Source organism: Streptomyces sp. NPDC052236 (genome assembly GCF_044548015.1).
Taxonomy (GTDB): Bacteria; Actinomycetota; Actinomycetes; order Streptomycetales; family Streptomycetaceae; genus Streptomyces.
The window spans coordinates 117443-135420 of record NZ_JBIUBL010000010.1 but is presented as its reverse complement, the minus strand read 5'-3'; the positions used below and the strand labels follow the sequence as shown (position 1 = coordinate 135420).

12 protein-coding genes and 1 pseudogene are annotated in these 17978 nt (G+C 70.7%); 8 read left to right on the top strand and 5 right to left on the bottom strand.

From position 1 onward, the window contains the following. Positions 1-9: 9 nt before the first annotated feature. The 3 genes from ACIHCQ_RS18830 (at position 10) to ACIHCQ_RS18820 (ending at position 4417) form a co-directional block, all read left to right on the top strand. Positions 10-990, top strand: a complete 981-nt coding sequence (locus ACIHCQ_RS18830) for an FAD binding domain-containing protein (RefSeq protein ID WP_399663324.1) — start codon at positions 10-12, stop codon at positions 988-990. Further along, the gene (locus ACIHCQ_RS18825) at positions 987-3182 is read left to right on the top strand and encodes a xanthine dehydrogenase family protein molybdopterin-binding subunit (protein WP_399663322.1); all 2196 of its coding nucleotides are present in this window, start codon (positions 987-989) and stop codon (positions 3180-3182) included. Before ACIHCQ_RS18830 ends, ACIHCQ_RS18825 begins: the two co-directional genes overlap by 4 nt. A gap of 110 nt (positions 3183-3292) precedes the next feature. Next, a complete protein-coding gene (locus ACIHCQ_RS18820; RefSeq protein WP_399663320.1) occupies positions 3293-4417 on the top strand; it encodes an XdhC family protein in 1125 nt (374 codons plus the stop codon). A 416-nt stretch (positions 4418-4833) separates the two neighbouring features. Here the strand turns inward: ACIHCQ_RS18820 and ACIHCQ_RS18815 are convergent, their stop codons facing one another. From ACIHCQ_RS18815 to recQ, 3 genes and pseudogenes are all read right to left on the bottom strand, one after another. Continuing rightward, a complete protein-coding gene (locus ACIHCQ_RS18815; protein WP_399663318.1) occupies positions 4834-5184 on the bottom strand; it encodes a DoxX family protein in 351 nt (116 codons plus the stop codon). Further along, positions 5181-5843: pseudogene (locus tag ACIHCQ_RS18810) on the bottom strand (acetoacetate--CoA ligase); the annotation flags it as partial. The gene ACIHCQ_RS18815 and the pseudogene ACIHCQ_RS18810, both read right to left, overlap by 4 nt. Before the next feature lie 124 nt (positions 5844-5967). Then, complete coding sequence (gene recQ, locus ACIHCQ_RS18805; protein ID WP_399663316.1) at positions 5968-7860, bottom strand: DNA helicase RecQ; 1893 nt, start codon at positions 7858-7860, stop codon at positions 5968-5970. Between the two features lie 168 nt (positions 7861-8028). Here recQ and ACIHCQ_RS18800 point away from each other — a divergent pair, with 168 nt between their 5' ends. Continuing rightward, positions 8029-8814, top strand: a complete 786-nt coding sequence (locus ACIHCQ_RS18800; RefSeq protein ID WP_399663314.1) for a VOC family protein — start codon at positions 8029-8031, stop codon at positions 8812-8814. Positions 8815-9114: 300 nt separating this feature from the next. Here ACIHCQ_RS18800 and polX read toward each other — a convergent pair whose 3' ends face one another. After that, the gene (gene polX, locus ACIHCQ_RS18795) at positions 9115-10842 is read right to left on the bottom strand and encodes a DNA polymerase/3'-5' exonuclease PolX (protein WP_399663312.1); all 1728 of its coding nucleotides are present in this window, start codon (positions 10840-10842) and stop codon (positions 9115-9117) included. Positions 10843-11012: 170 nt separating this feature from the next. Between polX and ACIHCQ_RS18790 the strand changes: the two genes are divergently transcribed. From ACIHCQ_RS18790 to panD, 3 genes are all read left to right on the top strand, one after another. Further along, positions 11013-11471: a hypothetical protein gene (locus ACIHCQ_RS18790; protein ID WP_399663310.1), complete on the top strand. Its 459-nt coding sequence runs from the start codon at positions 11013-11015 to the stop codon at positions 11469-11471. Beyond that, positions 11468-14314 (top strand): hypothetical protein, encoded by a 2847-nt coding sequence (locus tag ACIHCQ_RS18785; RefSeq protein ID WP_399663308.1) that lies wholly within the window; start codon positions 11468-11470, stop codon positions 14312-14314. The genes ACIHCQ_RS18790 and ACIHCQ_RS18785 overlap by 4 nt, the downstream gene beginning before the upstream one ends. A 355-nt stretch (positions 14315-14669) precedes the next feature. Beyond that, entirely contained in the window at positions 14670-15116 is a 447-nt protein-coding gene (gene panD, locus ACIHCQ_RS18780; protein WP_399663306.1) for an aspartate 1-decarboxylase, read from the top strand. A gap of 296 nt (positions 15117-15412) precedes the next feature. Here the strand turns inward: panD and gndA are convergent, their stop codons facing one another. Beyond that, positions 15413-16855: an NADP-dependent phosphogluconate dehydrogenase gene (gene gndA / locus ACIHCQ_RS18775; RefSeq protein ID WP_399663304.1), complete on the bottom strand. Its 1443-nt coding sequence runs from the start codon at positions 16853-16855 to the stop codon at positions 15413-15415. A 359-nt stretch (positions 16856-17214) separates the two neighbouring features. Between gndA and ACIHCQ_RS18770 the strand changes: the two genes are divergently transcribed. Beyond that, the gene (locus ACIHCQ_RS18770; RefSeq protein ID WP_399663302.1) at positions 17215-17976 is read left to right on the top strand and encodes a DeoR/GlpR family DNA-binding transcription regulator; all 762 of its coding nucleotides are present in this window, start codon (positions 17215-17217) and stop codon (positions 17974-17976) included. Positions 17977-17978 lie beyond the last annotated feature (2 nt).

Below are 17978 nucleotides of genomic sequence, written 5' to 3'. Positions count from 1 at the left end.
AGCGCCGCCATGCATCCCTTCACCTACACCCGTGTCTCCGACACCCGAGAGGCCGTCGCCGAAGGCAGCCGCGGCGGCCGGTACATCGCCGGGGGCACCACCCTGGTCGATCTGATGCGCGAGACCGTCGAACAGCCTGAGACCCTGGTTGACATCAGCGGCCTGCCGCTGCACAAGGTCAGCGTCACCGAGCGCGGCGGGCTGCGCATCGGCGCCCTGGTGACCATGGCCGAGGCCGCCGCCCACCCCAAGGTCCGCACCCTGTATCCCGTCATCTCCCAGGCTCTGGAGCTGAGCGCGTCGGCGCAGCTGCGCAACATGGCCACCATCGGCGGCAATATCATGCAGCGCACCCGCTGCACGTACTTCCGTGACGTGACCGCCGACTGCAACAAGCGCGAGCCCGGCTCGGGTTGTGCCGCGCGAGAGGGCTTCAACCGTACGCACGCGATCCTCGGCGGCTCCGACCACTGTGCGGCCACGCACCCCTCCGACGTGGCTGTGGCGTTCGCTGCCTTGGAGGCGCGGGTGCATCTGCTGGGTCCGGACGGGGAGCGCCAGGTCCCCTTTGCCGACTTCCTGCTGCGACCGGGCGACACCCCGAATCGTGAACAGGCGCTGCGGACCGGTGAGTTGATTACTGCCGTGGAGATCCCCGCGCTTCCGCGTCCGCTGGCCTCAGGTTATCTGAAGGTGCGCGACCGGCAGTCCTACGAGTTCGCCCTGACCTCGGCGGCCGTCGCGCTGCACATCCGAGGCGGTGTGATCCGGGAGGCGAGGGTGGCCGCCGGGGGAGTGGGCACGGTGCCGTGGAAGCTGCCCGCCGTTGAGCAGCACGTCGTCGGTGAGCGCCCTTCTCCGGCCCTGTGGGCAGCCGCTGCCGCGAAGGCTGCGGACGGCGCCCGTCCGCTGACGCACAACCGCTTCAAGGTCGAGCTGCTTCAGCGGACCGTCGCACGCCAGCTGCGCATCGTAGGAGGTACCAAGTGAGCCCTCAGCCGCAGGCAGCCGTGGGCGCGCCGCTGTCCCGCGTGGACGGACGGCTCAAGGTCACCGGGCAGGCGCTGTACGCCGCCGAGCACGACGTCGACGGGGCCGTGCACGCTGTCATGGTCGACGCTGCCGTAGGCCGCGGCCGTATCACGTCCATCGACACCCGAGCCGCCCTGGCTCACCCGGGCGTACTGCGGGTGATCAGTCACCGCAACGCCCCGAAGCTGCCGTACCGCGACAACTCCGGGTCCAACAACCCGCCCGGCCGGCGGCTGCGGGTCTTCCAGGACGACCGGGTGCTCTTCCACGGCCAGCCGGTCGCCGTCGTGGTCGCCACGACGCTGGAGGCCGCGCAACTCGGCGCGAGCCTGGTCGAGGTCCGCTACGACGCCGAGCAGCCCTCGACCGACCTGCACGCGGCCAAGGCGGACAAGCCGACGACCTACGCGCGCGGCGACGCTGAGGCCGGCCTGCGTTCCGCGGCCGTGCGGATGGACCTCACCTACCACCTGGCGCGCAATCACCAAAACCCGATGGAACCGCACGCCACCATCGCCCGCTGGGACGGCGACAAGCTCACCGTGTGGGACAAGACGCAGTGGGTGGTGGGCACGCAGACCGAACTCTCCACGGTGTTCGACCTGCCCATGGACTCCGTGCGCGTCATCTCTCCCTTCGTCGGCGGGGGCTTCGGCAGCGGGCTGCGCTGCTGGCCGCACACGGTCGTCGCCGGGGTGGCCGCCCGCGAGACGGGCCGTCCGGTCAAGCTCGTCCTGAGCCGCAGGCAGCAGTACTTCGGCACCGGCTTCCGGCCCTCCTATGAGTACCGTCTGCGGCTGGGCAGCGACAGGCGCGGCCGCCTGACGGCCATGGCCCACGAGATCGACGCCGAGACCTCCTCGTACGAGACGTTCACCGAGGGCGTCATGCTGGCGGGGCAGATGCTCTACAGCATGCGCAATGTGAGCCAGGCGTACCGGACGGTGCCGCTGGATGTGAACACACCGCTGTGGATGCGTGGCCCCGGCTTCGCCACGGCCTCGTTCGTCATCGAGTCGGCCATGGACGAACTCGCGCACAAGCTCGGCGTCGATCCGATCGAACTGCGCCGCCGCAACGAACCGGCGGAGGACGAGTCCAACGGGCAGCCGTTCTCCACCCGTCGGCTGCGTGAGTGCTACACCACCGGCGCCCGGGAGTTCGGCTGGCACCGCCGCAATCCCCGGCCGCGCTCGACGCGTGAGGGGGACTGGCTGATCGGTATGGGCATGGCCGCCGGCGTCTACGATCCCGGGCGCATGCCGGCCCAGGCCCGGGTGCGCCTGGACGCCGACGGCACCGCAGTGGTCGAGGCCGCCGCCAGCGACATGGGACCGGGCACCTACACCTCCCAGACCCAGGTCGCCGCCGACGCACTCGGCCTGACCATGCGCACGGTCACCTTCCGCCTCGGCGATTCCCTCTTCCCGCCGACCCCGCCACACGGCGGCTCGATGACCATGGCCAGCGTCGGATCCGCCACCCTCGACGGCTGCAACCAGGTCAGGCTGCAGGCCATCAAACTGGCCGTCGAGGACCGCGAGTCACCGCTGTACGGGGTGGCCGCCGAGGACATCGTCGTGCGCAACGGCCGGCTGCACGTCAAGCGCAACCCGGCGCGCGGTGAGACCTACCGCAGCCTGCTGGCCCGCAACGATCGCTCCCACCTCGAAGCACTCGGGTCCTACGCCGGGCCGTCCAGCTCCGAGCGGCACTCCGTCTACGCCTACAACGCCACCTTCGCCGAAGTCGCCGTCGACGCGACACTCGGGATGGTGCGGGTGCGGCGCATGCTCGGCGTGTACGACGCGGGCCGCATCATCAGCCCCAAGCTCGCCGAGAGCCAGGCGATCGGCGGCATCGTGGGCGGCATCGGAACGGCCCTGCTGGAGCACACGGTCACCGACCACCGTGACGGGCGGATCGTGAACGCCAACCTGGCCGACTACCTCGTCCCGGTCAACGCCGACGTCCCCGACGTCAGGGCGATCTACCTGGACGGCGAGGACCGCGAGGCCGACCCGCTCGGCGTCAAAGGGCTGGGCGAAGTCGTCCACGTCGGTGTGGCGCCCGCCATCGCGAACGCGGTCTTCAACGCCACCGGCCGCCGTATCCGCGAACTGCCCATTACCGCCGAGGCGTTGCTCTGATCCTGACGTTTCCCCAGGACCGGACCTCCCGGGGGCTGCCGCCGCATACCCGGCCCCCGTCAGTGCGGCGGCCTGCCCCAGACCCCACGGCGAACCACGGAGAAAGCCTCATGCTGAACATCGCGGACACGCTGCACCGCTGGTGCCGCGAGGCACGCCCCTTCGCCCTGGCCACCGTCATCGACGTGTACGGCAGCGCGCCCCTGCCGATTGGTACGTCGGTCGCGGTGGACCAGGACGGCAACGCCGTCGGCAGCATTTCCGGCGGCTGCGTCGAGGGAGCGGTGTACGAACTGTGCCAGCAGGTACTCCGTGACCAGGGTGCGCCCCAGCGCGCCCGGTTCGGCTACTCGGACGACGACGCCTTCGCCGTGGGCCTGACCTGCGGCGGCGAACTCGACGTCCTCGTCCAGCGCATCGATCCCGCAGCACAGCCGCACCTTGGCGCGGTCCTCGCTCACGTCGTCCAAGGCCGGCCCGCCGCCGTTGCACAGGTCGTAGCTGGCCCTCCTGGCCTCGTGGGCTCCGCCCTGGGCGTCCTTGGCCACGGCGTTGCCACTCACGGGACCCTGAACAGCGGGCCGCTGGACAGACTGGTGGCGGAAGAAGCCCGGGCTCTCCTGAGGACGGGGCGCACCGCCCGCGTCACGGTGGGCGGGAACGGGGACGGCTGCCCCGAACCGCTGACCGTCCTCGTCCATGTCCACGCGTCCCGCCCGCGCATGCTGGTCTTCGGCGCCGTCGACTTCGCCGCTGCCCTCAGCCAGGCAGGCCGCTTCCTCGGCTACCGGGTCACCGTGTGCGATGCCCGGCCCGTCTTCGCCACGGCGGCCCGCTTCCCGTACGCGGACCAGGTGGTGGTCGAGTGGCCTCACCGCTATCTGGAACGCACCGAGGTGGATGCCCGTACCGCCGTCTGCGTCCTCACCCACGACGACAAGTTCGACATCCCCCTGCTGCGCCTGGCGCTTGGACTGCCGGTCGGCTACGTCGGTGCGATGGGCTCCCGGCGCACGCACCAGGAACGCCTGCGGCTCCTGCGCGAGGCCGGTGTTTCCGAGGAACAGCTGGCCGGGCTGCGCTCCCCGATCGGCCTCGACCTCGGAGCGCGTGGGCCCGAGGAGACGGCGTTGTCCATCGCGGCGGAGATCATCGCCCACGCCAACCAGGGCACGGGCCTGCCCCTGACCCGGGGCACGGGCCCGATCCACCGGAGGCCGGTCGCCGTCAGCTGACGGAGGGCGATGCCGGCAGTCCTTCTCCTGCTGGTGTTCTTCTCCACCGGCCCAGGGGTGACCGTCGTCGTCCAAACGTGGGAAGTCACCATTGGCTCCTGGACCGCCCCGCCCTCTTGTCGGGGGCGGCGATGTCGGGGCTGGTGGATGTGGGCCGGGCGCCCTTCGGCAACATCGCCGAATACGCCAAGCTCCAGGACCTGCTCGAAAAGCAGCCCCGCCAGAGTGATCAGCAGCTCCAGCTCACCGGCCTCGCCGCCCGCTCACCTACTCTCCTTCAGCCCGTGGCACGCCCTGGAGGCCCACCGCCCGCTGGGTTCCATCACGCGCTCCCGCCGCGCCGCCTGTACCGGCTCCGGCGATTTCCGCCACCGCCTCAACGGGGTCGAGGACTTTTGGGCGCCGAGACGCTGAGGTCAAGCGGCAACCGACAGACCGGCGTACGCCACTGCTGCCAGGGCCAGAACGGCGGCGGGCAAGGCCCGTGCGGGCGGGTCGCCGTGACGCAGATGAACCACGGCCGCCGCGGCCATCAGCAGGGCGAGTCCTGTCGCAGCGGCTGCGCCGAGGGGAACCCAAGCCAGGCCCGCCAGCAGCCCGGCGGCCCCGGCAACCTCCAGCGCGCCGACGACGCGGTAGAGGCCCGGTGACCTACCCAGATGGGCTGCCGCCTGCCGCATGACCGGTACTGCGGCGATCTTCGCCATTCCCAGCGGCAGGAAGACCAGGGCCGGCACAACGGCGGTGATGATCTGTGCCGTTCTCATGCCTCGGCGCTCCTCCGACTGCGGCGGTCGGCTCCCGGACGGGCGTAGCAGTCGATGAGTTCCGGGGCGTCCACCGCGGCGGGATTGACGACCTGCTCGGCGGGCGCGCCCTGGAGGAGGCGTTTCACCGGGACTTCGAGTTTCTTGCCGGTGCGGGTGTGGGGGATGGCCGGCACTGCGAGGATCTCGTCGGGGACATGGCGCGGTGAGGCGCCGGTGCGGATCGCCTCCCTGATCTTCTCGCGCAGGCCGTCGTCCAACGTCACCCCGGGCGCCGGGACCACGAAGAGAGGCATCCAGTAGCCGCCGTCGGGTTCCTCCGCGCCGATGACCAGCGCCTCGGCGATCTCCGGCAGGCGCTCGACAACGTCGTGGATGTCGGCGCTGCCGAGGCGTACGCCATTGCGGTTGAGGGTGGAGTCGGAGCGGCCGTGGACGATCAACGAGCCGTGGGAGGTGAGAGTGACCCGGTCGCCGTGGCGCCACACCCCGGAATACGACGAGAAGTAGGCGTCCCGGTAGCGGCTGCTGTCGGGGTCGTTCCAGAAGTACAGCGGCATGGACGGCATCGGGCGGGTGACGACGAGCTCGCCGACCTGGTCGACGACCGGAAAGCCCTCGGTGTCGTACGCGGCCAGGGCGACGTGGTGCGCGGGCGCCACCCCCTCGGCTACGCACCGCTCGCCCAACCAGGCCTGCGCGGCTGCGACATGGCCGATGGAGCGGCTTCACGCTCGCCGAGGTGATGGCCCGCGCACCGGCCGCGGCCCACTGAGGACCGGGTCATTCGGCCTTGCCCAGCGTCTCAAGGATCTGATCCCCGTACTTCGCCAGCTTGTTCTCGCCGACACCCGTCACCGTGCCGAGTTCTGCCGACGTCGACGGTGACAGCACAGCGATCGCGCGCAGCGTCGCGTCGTGGAAGATGACATACGCCGGTACGCCCTGCTCCTTCGCCGAGGCCGCGCGCCAGGCACGCAGCGCCTCGTAGACCGGCACTGCCTCCTCCGGCAGATCGACGGGCGCGGACCGTTGCCTGGACGTCTTCTCCGCGCGCGCCGGACGCGCCGCGCCCTCGGGCTCGCGCCGCAGTACCACCGGGCGCCGCCCGCCCAGGACCTCGCCGCTGCCCTCCGTGAGGACCAGCGTCCCGTAGTCGCCCTCCACGGCGATCAGCCCCTGCGCCAGCAGCTGCCGCGCCACGCTCCGCCACTCCGCCTCGCGCAGCTCCGTACCGATACCGAACACACTGAGCGCGTCATGGTCGAACTGGATGACCTTGGCCGTCTTCTTCCCCAGCAGGATGTCGGTGATCTGGCCCGCGCCGAACTTCTGATTGCGCTCGCGCTTGAGCCTGACCACGGTCGACAGCAGTTTCTGCGCGGGCACCGTGCCGTCCCAGGACTCCGCGGGCGTCAGACACGTGTCGCAGTTGCCGCACGCGCTGCTCTTCTGGCTGAAGTACGCGAGCAGTTGGACGCGACGGCACTCGACCGTCTCGCACAGGGAGAGCATCGCGTCGACATGGGCACCCAGCCGCCGGCGGTGCGCCTCGTCGCCCTCAGAGGTGTCGATCATCTTCCGCTGCTGCACGACATCCTGGAGTCCGTACGCCAGCCAGGCCGTGGACGGCAGCCCGTCGCGCCCGGCGCGCCCGGTCTCCTGGTAGTAACCCTCGACGGACTTCGGCAGGTCGAGATGGGCGACGAAGCGTACGTCGGGCTTGTCGATGCCCATGCCGAACGCGATGGTCGCGACCATGACCAGCCCGTCCTCGCGGAGGAAGCGGGACTGGTTCCCGGCGCGTGTGAGCGTGTCGAGCCCCGCGTGGTAGGGCAGCGCATTGACCCCGTTCTTGACGAGGAATTCGGCGGTCTTGTCCACCGACGCCCGGGAGAGGCAGTAGACGATGCCCGCGTCGCCGGGATGCTCGGCGCGCAGTAGCTGCAGCAGTTGCCGCTTGGGGTCGTTCTTCGGCGCGATGCGGTACTGGATATTGGGCCGGTCGAAGCTCGCCACGAAATGGCGCGCGTCCTGGAGCGTCAGGCGCGAAGCGATCTCCGAGTGCGTGGCCTCGGTGGCGGTGGCGGTCAGCGCGATACGCGGCACATCGGGCCAGCGCTCGTGCAGGGAGGACAGGGCCAGGTAGTCGGGACGGAAGTCGTGCCCCCACTGCGCCACGCAGTGCGCCTCGTCGATGGCGAACAGCGAGATCGTGCCGCGCTCCAGCAGCCGTACGGTCGCCTCGACCCGCAGCCGCTCCGGCGCCAGATAGAGCAGATCCAGCTCACCGGCGAGGAACTCGGCCTCCACGAGCCGCCGTTGATCGAAATCCTGGGAGGAGTTGAGGAACCCGGCCCTGACCCCGAGGGTCCTCAACGCGTCGACCTGGTCCTGCATGAGCGCGATGAGCGGCGACACGACGACGCCCACGCCCTTCCGTACGAGGGCGGGGATCTGGTAGCAGAGCGACTTGCCCCCGCCGGTCGGCATGAGCACCAGGGCGTCGCCGCCGGCGACCACATGCTCGATGATCTCCTGCTGGCTCCCGCGGAAGGAGTCGTATCCGAAGACGCGGCGCAGCACCTCCAGCGCTTCGCTCTCCAGCGCTTCGCTCTCCGGGGGAGTGCCCTCGGTGTGGGGCTCGGTGGGGATCTCTGTTTCGGGGGCGCTCATCCGGCGATTCTACGAGCCGGTGCCACCGCCATCCGGCCCATCCGGCCCATCCGGCCGATCCACGAGGTAACAGACCCGATGTAGGACATCTTCTGGCCTGTATGGGATCTAGCGTCGCAGAACCGGCCCGGACAGTGGCCCCGTCCCGTACAGAGCAGGAGCATTCCGATGAGCTACGTCACCAGCAACCAGCCGACCGGCACCCCGACCTGGATCGAACTCGATGTCACCGACCTCCGGCGGGCGAAGGACTTCTACGCGGCGCTGTTCGGCTGGGAGTACCGCGCCGGCGCGCCCGGAGCGGGGCAGTACACGCTGTGTCTCCTGCGTGGCCGTCCGGTGGCGGGACTCATGCCGGTCACCGAACCCGCCGCGCCCGCGTCATCCTCCGCCGGCCTGTGGCGCGTCTACCTCGCCACCGACGACTGTGACGGCACCGCCAAGCGCGTCACCGACGCGGGCGGCACGGTGTTCCAGGGCCCGCAGGATGTCGGGGACCGGGGGCGCGCGGCCCTTGTGACCGACCCCGGCGGCGCCGAATTCGGACTCTGGGAAGGGCGTGCCCGCCTCGGCTGCGAGATCGTGAACGAGCCGGGCAGCCTGGTCCGCAACGACCTGACCACCCCGGATGCAGGACCGGCGCGTGCCTTCTACCCGGCGGTCTTCGACTTCACCCTGGACAGCAACGAGGACCTCCCCGGCGTCGACTTCAGCTTTCTCCGGCGGCCCGACGGCCATGAGATCGGCGGCATCATGAGCGTCCCGGACGCACCCTCCGCCGCCTGGCAGACCCTGTTCGAGGTGGCGGACGCCGACGCGGCGGTGGAGCGAGCCCTCGCGGCGGGCGGTACCGCCGGCACCCCTGCGGACAACGTCTACGTCCGGATGGCCGAGATCACCGATCCCTTCGGCAATTCCTTCCAGGTAGGAGCCAGGCCCCGGTCCGGCGAGTAGCACCGGTCGGCCCTCGGCGCGCTGCGGCACCACCTCGTCCTTGAGTGTGGCCGTCCGCTCGCCGCCATGGCACGGGGACGGGCTCGCGGATGGTGTCGGCGTAGAAGCTCAGGAGACCCTGGGGGCAGGTGGCGCTGCCGTACGCCGCCAGGGCCAGGAGCAGTGTCTGTCCGTACATGCCGACATCGGCGGCAGTGCGACGTGCGGCGCGCCGTAGATCGCGGCTCCTGCGGCACGGATGGCGCGTCGCAGGCCCTCCGCTCGTACTGACTGGCTTCCGGGCCACACCCATCCGCCTCGTCAGGCGCCCTTTTTGCCCAGGAACCGGCGCAGCTTCGTCAGCGGCCACGTGTTGATGACGTCGTCCGTCGTCAGCCAGCCGCGCTGCGCCGTCGCCACCCCGTAGCGCATGTACGGCAGATGTGTGACGGCGTGCGCGTCGGAGTTCACGGCGAACTTCACGCCGTACCGTTTCGCGCGCAGAATGTCCTCGTCGCACAGGTCGAGCCGCTCGGGATGCGCATTGATCTCCAGAGCGGTGCCCGTCCGCGCGCAGGCCTTGAAGACCGCGTCGAAGTCGGCGTCGATGCCCGGTCGTTTGCCGATCCGGCGGGTCGTGGGATGGCCGATGACGGCGACGTGCGGGTTCTCGCAGGCGCGGATGAGACGGCGGGTGAGGTCCCGCCTGCTCTGGTTGAAGTGGGAGTGGACCGAGGCCACACAGATGGCGAAACCCGCGAGGAACTCGTCGGGCCAGTCCAGGGTGCCGTCCGGGCCGATGTTGAGTTCCGTGCCGTGCAGCAGCCGCATCTTGTGGTGCGCGCCGTCGAGTGCGCGTACCCGCTCGCGCTGGGCGAGGATCTTCTCGCGGGTCATGCGCTGCATGTACAGGTTCGGGGCGTGGTCGGTGACAGCGTAGTAGGCATAACCGCGGGCGGCAGCGGCGGAGATCATGTCCTCCAGTGGGGCCAGCCCGTCCGTGAAGTCGGTGTGGGTGTGCAGATCGCCGCGGATGTCCTGCTCCGTCAGGAGGTCGGGGAGTTCGCCGCGCAGCCCGGCCGCGATCTCGCCGCGGTCCTCACGTAGCGCCGGCGCTATCCAGGGCAGTCCGAGCCTGGCGTAGATCGCCTCCTCCGTCTCGGAGGTGACGCTCTCGCCGCTCTCGGCGTCGAAGAGCCCGTACTCGGACAGCTTGAGGCCCTGACGCACCGCGAGTTCGCGGATGCGGATGTTGTGGGCCTTGGAGCCGGTGAAGTACAGCAGGCCCGCACCCCAGGAGGCCGGGGGAAGTACCCGTAGGTCCACCTGGAGACCCGTGGTGGTCCGTACGGAAGTCTTCTTCTCGCCCTGTGCGACGACCTCGGCAGTGTGCGGAAGGGCCGTGAGGGCGTCCATGAACGGGGCCGACCGGCGTGCCGCCACCAGGATGTCGACATCGCCGATGGTCTCCTTCATACGGCGCAGGGACCCCGCGTACGCGCACCGTACGCAGCCGCGGATGTCCGACAGCTCGGCGACGAGCTGTTCGGCGATGTCCAGGGCAGCGCTGACGAGGATCCGGCCCTCACCAGCCTTCTGCAGCACGGAGATGCCATGCAGGATGTTCTTCTCGGTCCGCTCTCCGAAGCCCTTCAGATCACGCAGCCGTTCCTGGTGGATGGCTTCGAGCAGCTGGTCGACGGAGGTGATGTCCAGTTCCTCGTAGAGAACCATGGCCTTGCGGGGCCCGAGCCCCGGAATCGTGATCAGCTCGCGCACCCCGGCGGGCACGGAGGCTCTGACCTCCTCGACGACGGACACGCGGCCGGTCCGCAGGTACTCCAGGATCTTGTCGGCGACAGACTTGCCGACGTTCGGGATCTCGCGCAGCCCCTTGGCATCGAGTTTCGAGACATCCTCCGGGTAGCCGCCGACGGCGCGGGCGGCCTTTTCGTAGGCGCGCGCCTTGAATGCCTCCCCGCCCCGGATCGCGATGAGCTCGGCGTACTCCTGGAGCAGCGCCTCTACCTGGTCGTTGGCTCGGGCCATGTCTCCAGGGTGCCCCCGCACGCCCCGGTCAGGCACGCCGGGCGCCCGGGGCGAGGGCCTGGCATGCTGGGGAAGGGCAGTGCTGTCGAGGCTTCCCCGCCGGCAGAGTCTCTGGCCCCGGTGCGAGACTCGATCTCGCGCATGGACAATGTCCGTGCAAGGCGGGGTTCATGGGAGCACAGGGCGGGGGCACGATGCTGGAGGAATTGATTCTGGCCGGGGGAACCACGGTGGTCGCGGCCATGGCCACCGATTCCTGGATGGCCGCGCGCGGCGGGGTCGCGAGGCTGTTCTGCCGCCGGGGAGAGGACCAGCAGGCGGCCGTCGAGGCCCAGCTGGACAACAACGCCGCTCTGGTCGCGCGTGCGGACGACCCCGAGCGGGTGCGCCAGGCACTGCTCCCGGTGTGGTTGCTGGAGCTGGAGTCGCTGCTGGGTCAGTACCCGGATGCCGCGGATGAACTGCGGGAGCTGATCAGCGCGATCCAGGAGCGGTTGCCGGAGACGCAGCGCGGATGGGTGCAGAACAACGTGGCCAAGGACGGCGGACAGGTCTTCGCGGCCCAGGGCGGCAACGTCATCGTTCACCAGGCACCTCCCGGAAAGGGCAGCGGCGGAGACGCCCAGTGAGCCATGCGGGCCCGGGCCCACGGCAGGTGGTCCGCGTCGACAGCGGGTTCGGCTACGGCGTCGTCGGTGCCGATCTGCACGTCTTCCCCGACCGGGGCCCGGTCTATCTGCTCTCCTCGCACCGTTCCGCCCCTGCGCGCCAGGACACCGAATGGCTCACCTCCCAGCCCAGCCGTCTGCTCAACGCCCGGTTCCAGGTCGTGGACTTCACCGGCCGCGACAAGGAGCAGGCGGAGCTGGCCGCGTGGCGGGACGGCGGTGGTCCGCGCGCTGCGGCCATGTGGTTGCACGGCCCCGGCGGACAGGGCAAGACCCGGCTGTCGGCCCAATTCGCCACCGACAGCGCGGCAGCGGGCTGGAAGGTCGTCACGGCCACCCATGGTTCCGGCGCGATTCAGGCGCACCTGGGAAGCCAGGACTTGCGACTCGACGGTGCCGCGGGGCTGCTGCTGGTCGTCGACTACGCCGACCGGTGGCCCCTTTCCCACCTGACCTGGCTTTTCAGCAACAAGCTGCTCGATCGGGGGCTGCCGACCCGGTTGTTGTTGCTTGCCCGGTCGGTCGTCCCCTGGCCCGCCGTGCGTGCCGCGCTGGAGGACGCCGAGGTGGAGACCGGCGACCATGCGCTGCGGCCGCTCGACGACCGCGCCGGTGGGGTCGGTGCGCGTCAGGCCATGTTCACCGTCGCCCGGGACTGCTTCGCCATCCGCTACGGTCTCGCCGACCCGTCCGTCATCGGTGTGCCCGACCACCTGGACCGGCCGGACTTCGGGCTGGTCCTCGCGCTGCACATGGCTGCCCTGGTGGCCGTCGACGCCCACACTCGGGGGAGCAGCCCCCCGAAGGACATGGCGGGCCTGTCCGCCTACCTGCTCAACCGTGAGCGCAGGCACTGGACCCGGCTCTACGAGCTCCGGCTGGAGGGCCTGGACTACGAGACCCCGCCTGGCGCCATGAGCCAGGTGGTCTTCACCGCCGCGCTCACCGGGGCCGCTCCACACCCGGACGGCACCACGCTGCTGAGCGGTCTCCGCCTGGAGCGCCCAGGGCGGCTGCTGGCCGACCACACCACCTGCTACCCGCCCCAGGAGCCCGGCACCGTCCTGGAACCGCTCTACCCCGACCGGCTCGCCGAGGACTTCCTCGCCCTGGCCCTCCCCGGACACGAGGCGACCGGCTATCCCGTCGCCCCTTGGGCCGTGGACACCATCGGCGCGCTCATCGCCCGCGACGCGGATGGCTCACTGCCCGCGCACCTCGCCCGTGCCCTGACCTTCCTGGCCTCGGCGGCGGCGCCGCACCGCTGGCCGCACGCCGTCCGGCACCTGGAAAACCTGCTGCGCGCGGACTCCGCCCTGGCCGTCGCCGCCGGCGGTGCCGCCCTGACCGCGCTCGCCGCCGTCGACCTCGACCCCGCTGTCCTGGGAGCCGTCGACGCGCACATTCCCCGCCATGGTCAGGCGGATCTCGACGCCGGGATCGCCGCCTTCACTCAGCGCCTCACCGAACGCCGACTCGCCGCCACCGACGACCCCGCCGAACACGCTCGGCTGTACCAGAACCTCGGGTTCCGGATGTCGCGGGCGGGACACCGGGAGGCCGCCGTGGCTGCCGCCGAGGAGGCCGTCGTCATCTTCCGGCGGTTGGCGGCCGCCGACCCCGCGGCGTACGAACCGGCTCTCGCCACGGCCCTGGCACACGTGAGCGAGCGCGCCTTCGAGGCGAGCCGTATGGAGGCGAGCCGCCGGGCCGCCGAGGAGGCCGTCGCCATCTTCCGGCGGCTGGCGGCCGCCGACCCCGCGGCGTACGAACCGGGACTCGCGCTGTCCCTGTCCCACCTCGGCCAGGGCATGTCTGAGGGACGCAAGCCGGAAGAGGCCCTCGCCGCAACCGAGCGGGCCATGGGCATCTTCCAGCGGCTGGCCGCCACCGACCCCGCGACCTACGAGCCGGGTCTGGCACTGACACTGGCCAACGCGGCCATCTTCTCCTGGCAGCTGCGCCGTTGGCAGGACGCCCTGAGCGCCGCCGAGCGGGCGGTCGCGGTCATCCGGCGACTGGTGGCCGCCGGACCCGCGGTTCCCGTGTCCGAACTCACCCGGTCCGTGGCGGTGGACGAGTCCGACCTGGCGACGGCCCTACTCAATCTGGGGTTCCTGCTGTGGGGTGAACGCCGCCGCGAGGACTCGGTGACCGCCCTCCGCGAGGCGGCCGGGATCAAGCGGCGGCTGGCGGCTGTCAACCCCACCGCCCACGAGCCCTCTCTGGCCCATGTCCTCTCCACCCTCGGCACCTATCTCGCGCAAAGCGGGCAGGGCAACGAAGCCCTGACTGTCACCGGGGAGACCGCGGAGATCTACCGGCGGCTCGCGGCCGAGAGCCCCGACGAGTTCGGGGAGCCGCTGCGTGAGGCTTACGAGGCACACCAGACCGTACGGGACCGGCTCAGCGGCAAGTCCGGAGAGGGAGACCGGACCTGGACGTTTGAAGAGCACTATGTGACCCTCCTCAACCAGGACGAGGTCTGGCAGGACGGCCAGGACCGTCGTCACCGCCTCGACGACATGGATCCGCGTTACTGCGGGAACGTGCTGCGCTTCCTGCTCAGGCAGGCCGACGACCTCTTCAAGGGGCTGGTGGACGGGCTCGCCGTCTCCCCCGAGTCGCTCGGCCGGTGGGACGGCGAGGACGCCGAGGCATGGCTGGCCCGGCAGCCGCTCACGGTCGCACTACGCCGCCGTTCGGAGGGCAAGCCCGCCCGGCCGGAGATCTGTTGTTGCGGGTACGCGATCCAGCCCGGGTGGAATCATGATCACTGCTACCCCGGCATCATCGTCGACTGAGCAGCACGGCCGGGCGGACACGTGGGAATCGTGGGGGACGCGGCCGAGCTAGGCCGGACGGGCCTGATGCCGGGGCAGCGGCCTGGCTGGGAGCCCAGGGCGAGCTGGGCACCGTCCACCCTGGGCGGCTGTCGTGGCCGCCGGTCTCGTGGCAGCGCGCTTACGCCGGGTGGCTACGGGGCGCTGCTGAAGCAGACCTGTCTCCGGGACGGTGCGACGACGGTCCGGTACGCGTCGGGCGGCACCCCGGCCCGAGGGTTGCGGCCTCCCGAATACGCGAATCGTTGTAGGGTGCGGAGACCGCCCTTGACCTGCAGAAAGCAGGCAGGGAGCAGACGAGATCGGGAGTTTCTCCGTGCTTCGTACCATGTTCAAGTCCAAGATCCACCGGGCCACCGTGACCCAGGCCGATCTCCACTACGTGGGGTCCGTCACCATCGACGCCGAGCTGATGGAAGCCGCCGATCTGCTGCCCGGCGAGCTCGTCCATATCGTCGACATCACCAACGGCGCCCGGCTGGAGACGTACGTCATCGAGGGCGAACGCGGCTCCGGAGTCATCGGCATCAACGGCGCCGCCGCGCACCTGGTGCACCCCGGGGATCTGGTGATCCTCATCAGCTACGCACAGGTGGACGACGCCGAGGCGCGCTCGCTGGTACCGAGCGTCGTGCATGTCGACGCAGGCAACCGGATCGTCGCGCTCGGCTCGGACGCCTCCGCGCCGGTGCCGGGCAGCCGAACCGAACGCAGCCCGCACGCCGCCGGCGCACCCGCCGCCGCGCCCGCCGCCGTCGACTGAGCGGGCGAGTCCGAGTGGACTCGGCGCGCGGGGGCACCCGCATCGGGAGACATTGGGAAACGCACGACTCCGAACCGTTGGAGGACGGCATGACCCGCCCACCCATCCCCGACCCCGTACCGCCGACTCCCCCCACTCCGCCACCACCGGGACCGGGCCCCGTGCCCCCTGGGCCAGGCCCCGTGCCGACGCCTCCGCCGGGGCCCACGCCGGATCCCATTCCGAAGCCGCCGGGCCCCGACCCCGTACCGGAGCCGGAACCCGAGCCCGGACCCGCCGGCCGATCACGCGGTTGATCAGTCGGTGCGCACCTCCGAGCGGTCACCGCCCCAGAGGGTGTGGAACGAACCCTCCCGGTCGGTCCGCCGATAGGTGTGCGCCCCGAAGAAGTCGCGCTGGCCCTGCGTCAGCGCCGCGGGCAGCCGCTCCGCGCGCAGCGCGTCGTAGTACGCCAGCGCGGCGGAGAACCCCGGCGTGGGGACGCCCTGCCGGGCGGCTGCCGCGACCACCTCGCGCCAGTCGTCCTGCGCCGCGCCGATCTCCTCCGCGAACTGCTTGTCCGACAGCAGACTCGGCAGGTCGCGCTGCGCGTCGTACGCGCCCCGGATCCGGTCCAGGAACGCCGCCCGGATGATGCACCCGGCCCGCCAGAGCGCGGCCACCGAACCGAGGTCGATGTTCCAGTCGTACGCCTCGCTGCCCGCCTGGATCTGGTGGAACCCCTGCGTGTACGACACGATCTTGGACGCGTACAGCGCCTGCTCCACCCGGTCGGCGAAGCGCGCCGCGTCCGCCTCGCCCAGCGGCTTCGCCGTCGGACCGGGCAGCGCGCGCGAGGCGTCGCGCAGCTGAGCGTGCCCCGACACCGAGCGTGCGAAGACCGCCTCCGCGATCCCGGAGACCGGCACGCCCAGATCGAGCGCGATCTGCACGGTCCAGCGGCCCGTGCCCTTCTGCTCCGCCTGGTCGGTGACGATGTCGACGAAGGGCTTGCCCGTCGTCGCGTCCGTATGGGCCAGCACCTCGGCCGTGATCTCGATCAGATACGAGTCCAGCCGTCCCGTGTTCCAGGTGCGGAAGGTCTCGGCGATCTTGGCGGGGGAGTAGCCCGCGACCGCGCGCAGCAGGTGGTAGGCCTCGGCGATCAGCTGCATATCGGCGTACTCGATGCCGTTGTGCACCATCTTCACGAAGTGGCCCGCGCCGTCGGGGCCGATGTGCGCGACGGTGGGCGTGGAGTCCGGGGCCTTCGCGGCGATCTTCTCCAGCAGCGGGCCGAGCGAGGCGTACGACTCCGCCGAACCGCCCGGCATGATGCTCGGCCCGTGCAGCGCGCCCTCCTCGCCGCCCGAGATGCCCACGCCGACGAAGTGGATCCCGCGCTCCCGCAGCTCCTTCTCGCGGCGGCGGGTGTCGGCGAAGTGGGCGTTGCCGCCGTCGATGATCACGTCGCCCTCTTCGAGCAGCGGCGCGAACTCCTGGATCACCGCGTCCGTCGGATCGCCCGCCTTGACCATGATGACCAAGCGGCGGGGCCGCTCCAGGGCCGCGACGAACTCCTCGGCCGACTCGGCGGCGACAAAGGCGCCCTCCTCGCCGAACTCCTCGACCAGGGCGCGCGTCTTGGCCGATGTGCGGTTGTGCACGGCGACCGTGAGGCCGTTGCGTGCGAAGTTACGGGCGAGATTGCGGCCCATCACCGCGAGCCCCGTGACGCCGATCTGGGCTGTACCACTCATGCGTGCGCTCCTGGATGTCCGTCGGAAGTCAGAACCTGCCGTATCGCCCTACGGAATACGTACGGGCGGTCCCGGCCACTCATCGATCTTCAAGTCCTCCTGAGGCTTCCACATTCCGCCCGCGGGCGGGGTTCGGACACCGGCCTGCCGCCAAACGGGCAGTGTCGTACGCCACGTCAAGCGCGTACTGTCGTGCGACCAGCGTCTACGTCGCTGCGGAAACGGGCACGAACGGGCACAGCGGAGCGAGCGTAGAGCCTGGTCGAGGGGGCTCCCTTGCGCGTACAAACGACGCATGGGCCCGAACGGACGCAGACAGCGGACAGCGGACCCACCGCTGAAACACAGGGAAGTGTGTCGTGGACACCGAGGAACGCCGACGGGGAATTCTCGACGCGGCCCGGCAGGACGGATCGGTCGACGTCAACCGGCTGGCCGCCCGGTTCCGGGTGGCCAAGGAGACCGTCAGGCGCGATCTGCGGGTCCTTGAGGAGCACGGCCTCGTACGGCGCACGCACGGCGGGGCGTACCCGGTCGAGAGCGCCGGGTTCGAGACCACGCTCGCGGTGCGCACCACCCGCCATGTGCCGCAGAAGTCGCGGATCGCGGCTGCGGCGGCCGAACTCCTCGGCGACGCGGAGACCGTCTTCGTCGACGAGGGCTTCACCCCGCAACTCGTCGCGGAAGCGCTGCCGCGGGACCGGCCGCTGACCGTGGTCACCGCGTCCCTGGCGGTGGCGACCGTCCTCGCGGACGCGGAGAAGATCGCCGTGCTGCTGCTCGGCGGGCGCGTCCGCGGCTCCACCATGGCCACGGTCGACCACTGGGCCACCAGGATGCTCGCCGGTTTCGTCATCGATCTGGCGTACGTCGGCGCGAACGGCATCTCCCGCGAGTACGGGCTCACCACCCCCGACCCCGCGGTCGGCGAGGTCAAGGCCCAGGCCATGCGCAGCGCCCGCCGCAGGGTGTTCGTAGGCATCCACACGAAGTTCGGAGCGGTGAGTTTCTGCCGCTTCGCCGACGTCGGCGACTTCGAGGCGATAGTCACCGACATGGGACTCCCCTCGGCCGAATCCCAGCGCTACTCACTGCTCGGCCCGCAGGTCATCCGCGTCTGAAG

Bases quoted from the DNA above. Each gene is read 5' to 3' on its own strand.
- ACIHCQ_RS18830 (WP_399663324.1), top strand. From the start codon at position 10: ATGCATCCCTTCACCTACACCCGTGTCTCCGACACCCGAGAGGCCGTC.
- ACIHCQ_RS18820 (WP_399663320.1), top strand. From the start codon at position 3,293: ATGCTGAACATCGCGGACACGCTGCACCGCTGGTGCCGCGAGGCACGC.
- ACIHCQ_RS18815 (WP_399663318.1), bottom strand. From the start codon at position 5,184: ATGAGAACGGCACAGATCATCACCGCCGTTGTGCCGGCCCTGGTCTTC.
- recQ (WP_399663316.1), bottom strand. From the start codon at position 7,860: ATGAGCGCCCCCGAAACAGAGATCCCCACCGAGCCCCACACCGAGGGC.
- ACIHCQ_RS18800 (WP_399663314.1), top strand. From the start codon at position 8,029: ATGAGCTACGTCACCAGCAACCAGCCGACCGGCACCCCGACCTGGATC.
- polX (WP_399663312.1), bottom strand. From the start codon at position 10,842: ATGGCCCGAGCCAACGACCAGGTAGAGGCGCTGCTCCAGGAGTACGCC.
- ACIHCQ_RS18790 (WP_399663310.1), top strand. From the start codon at position 11,013: ATGGGAGCACAGGGCGGGGGCACGATGCTGGAGGAATTGATTCTGGCC.
- gndA (WP_399663304.1), bottom strand. From the start codon at position 16,855: ATGAGTGGTACAGCCCAGATCGGCGTCACGGGGCTCGCGGTGATGGGC.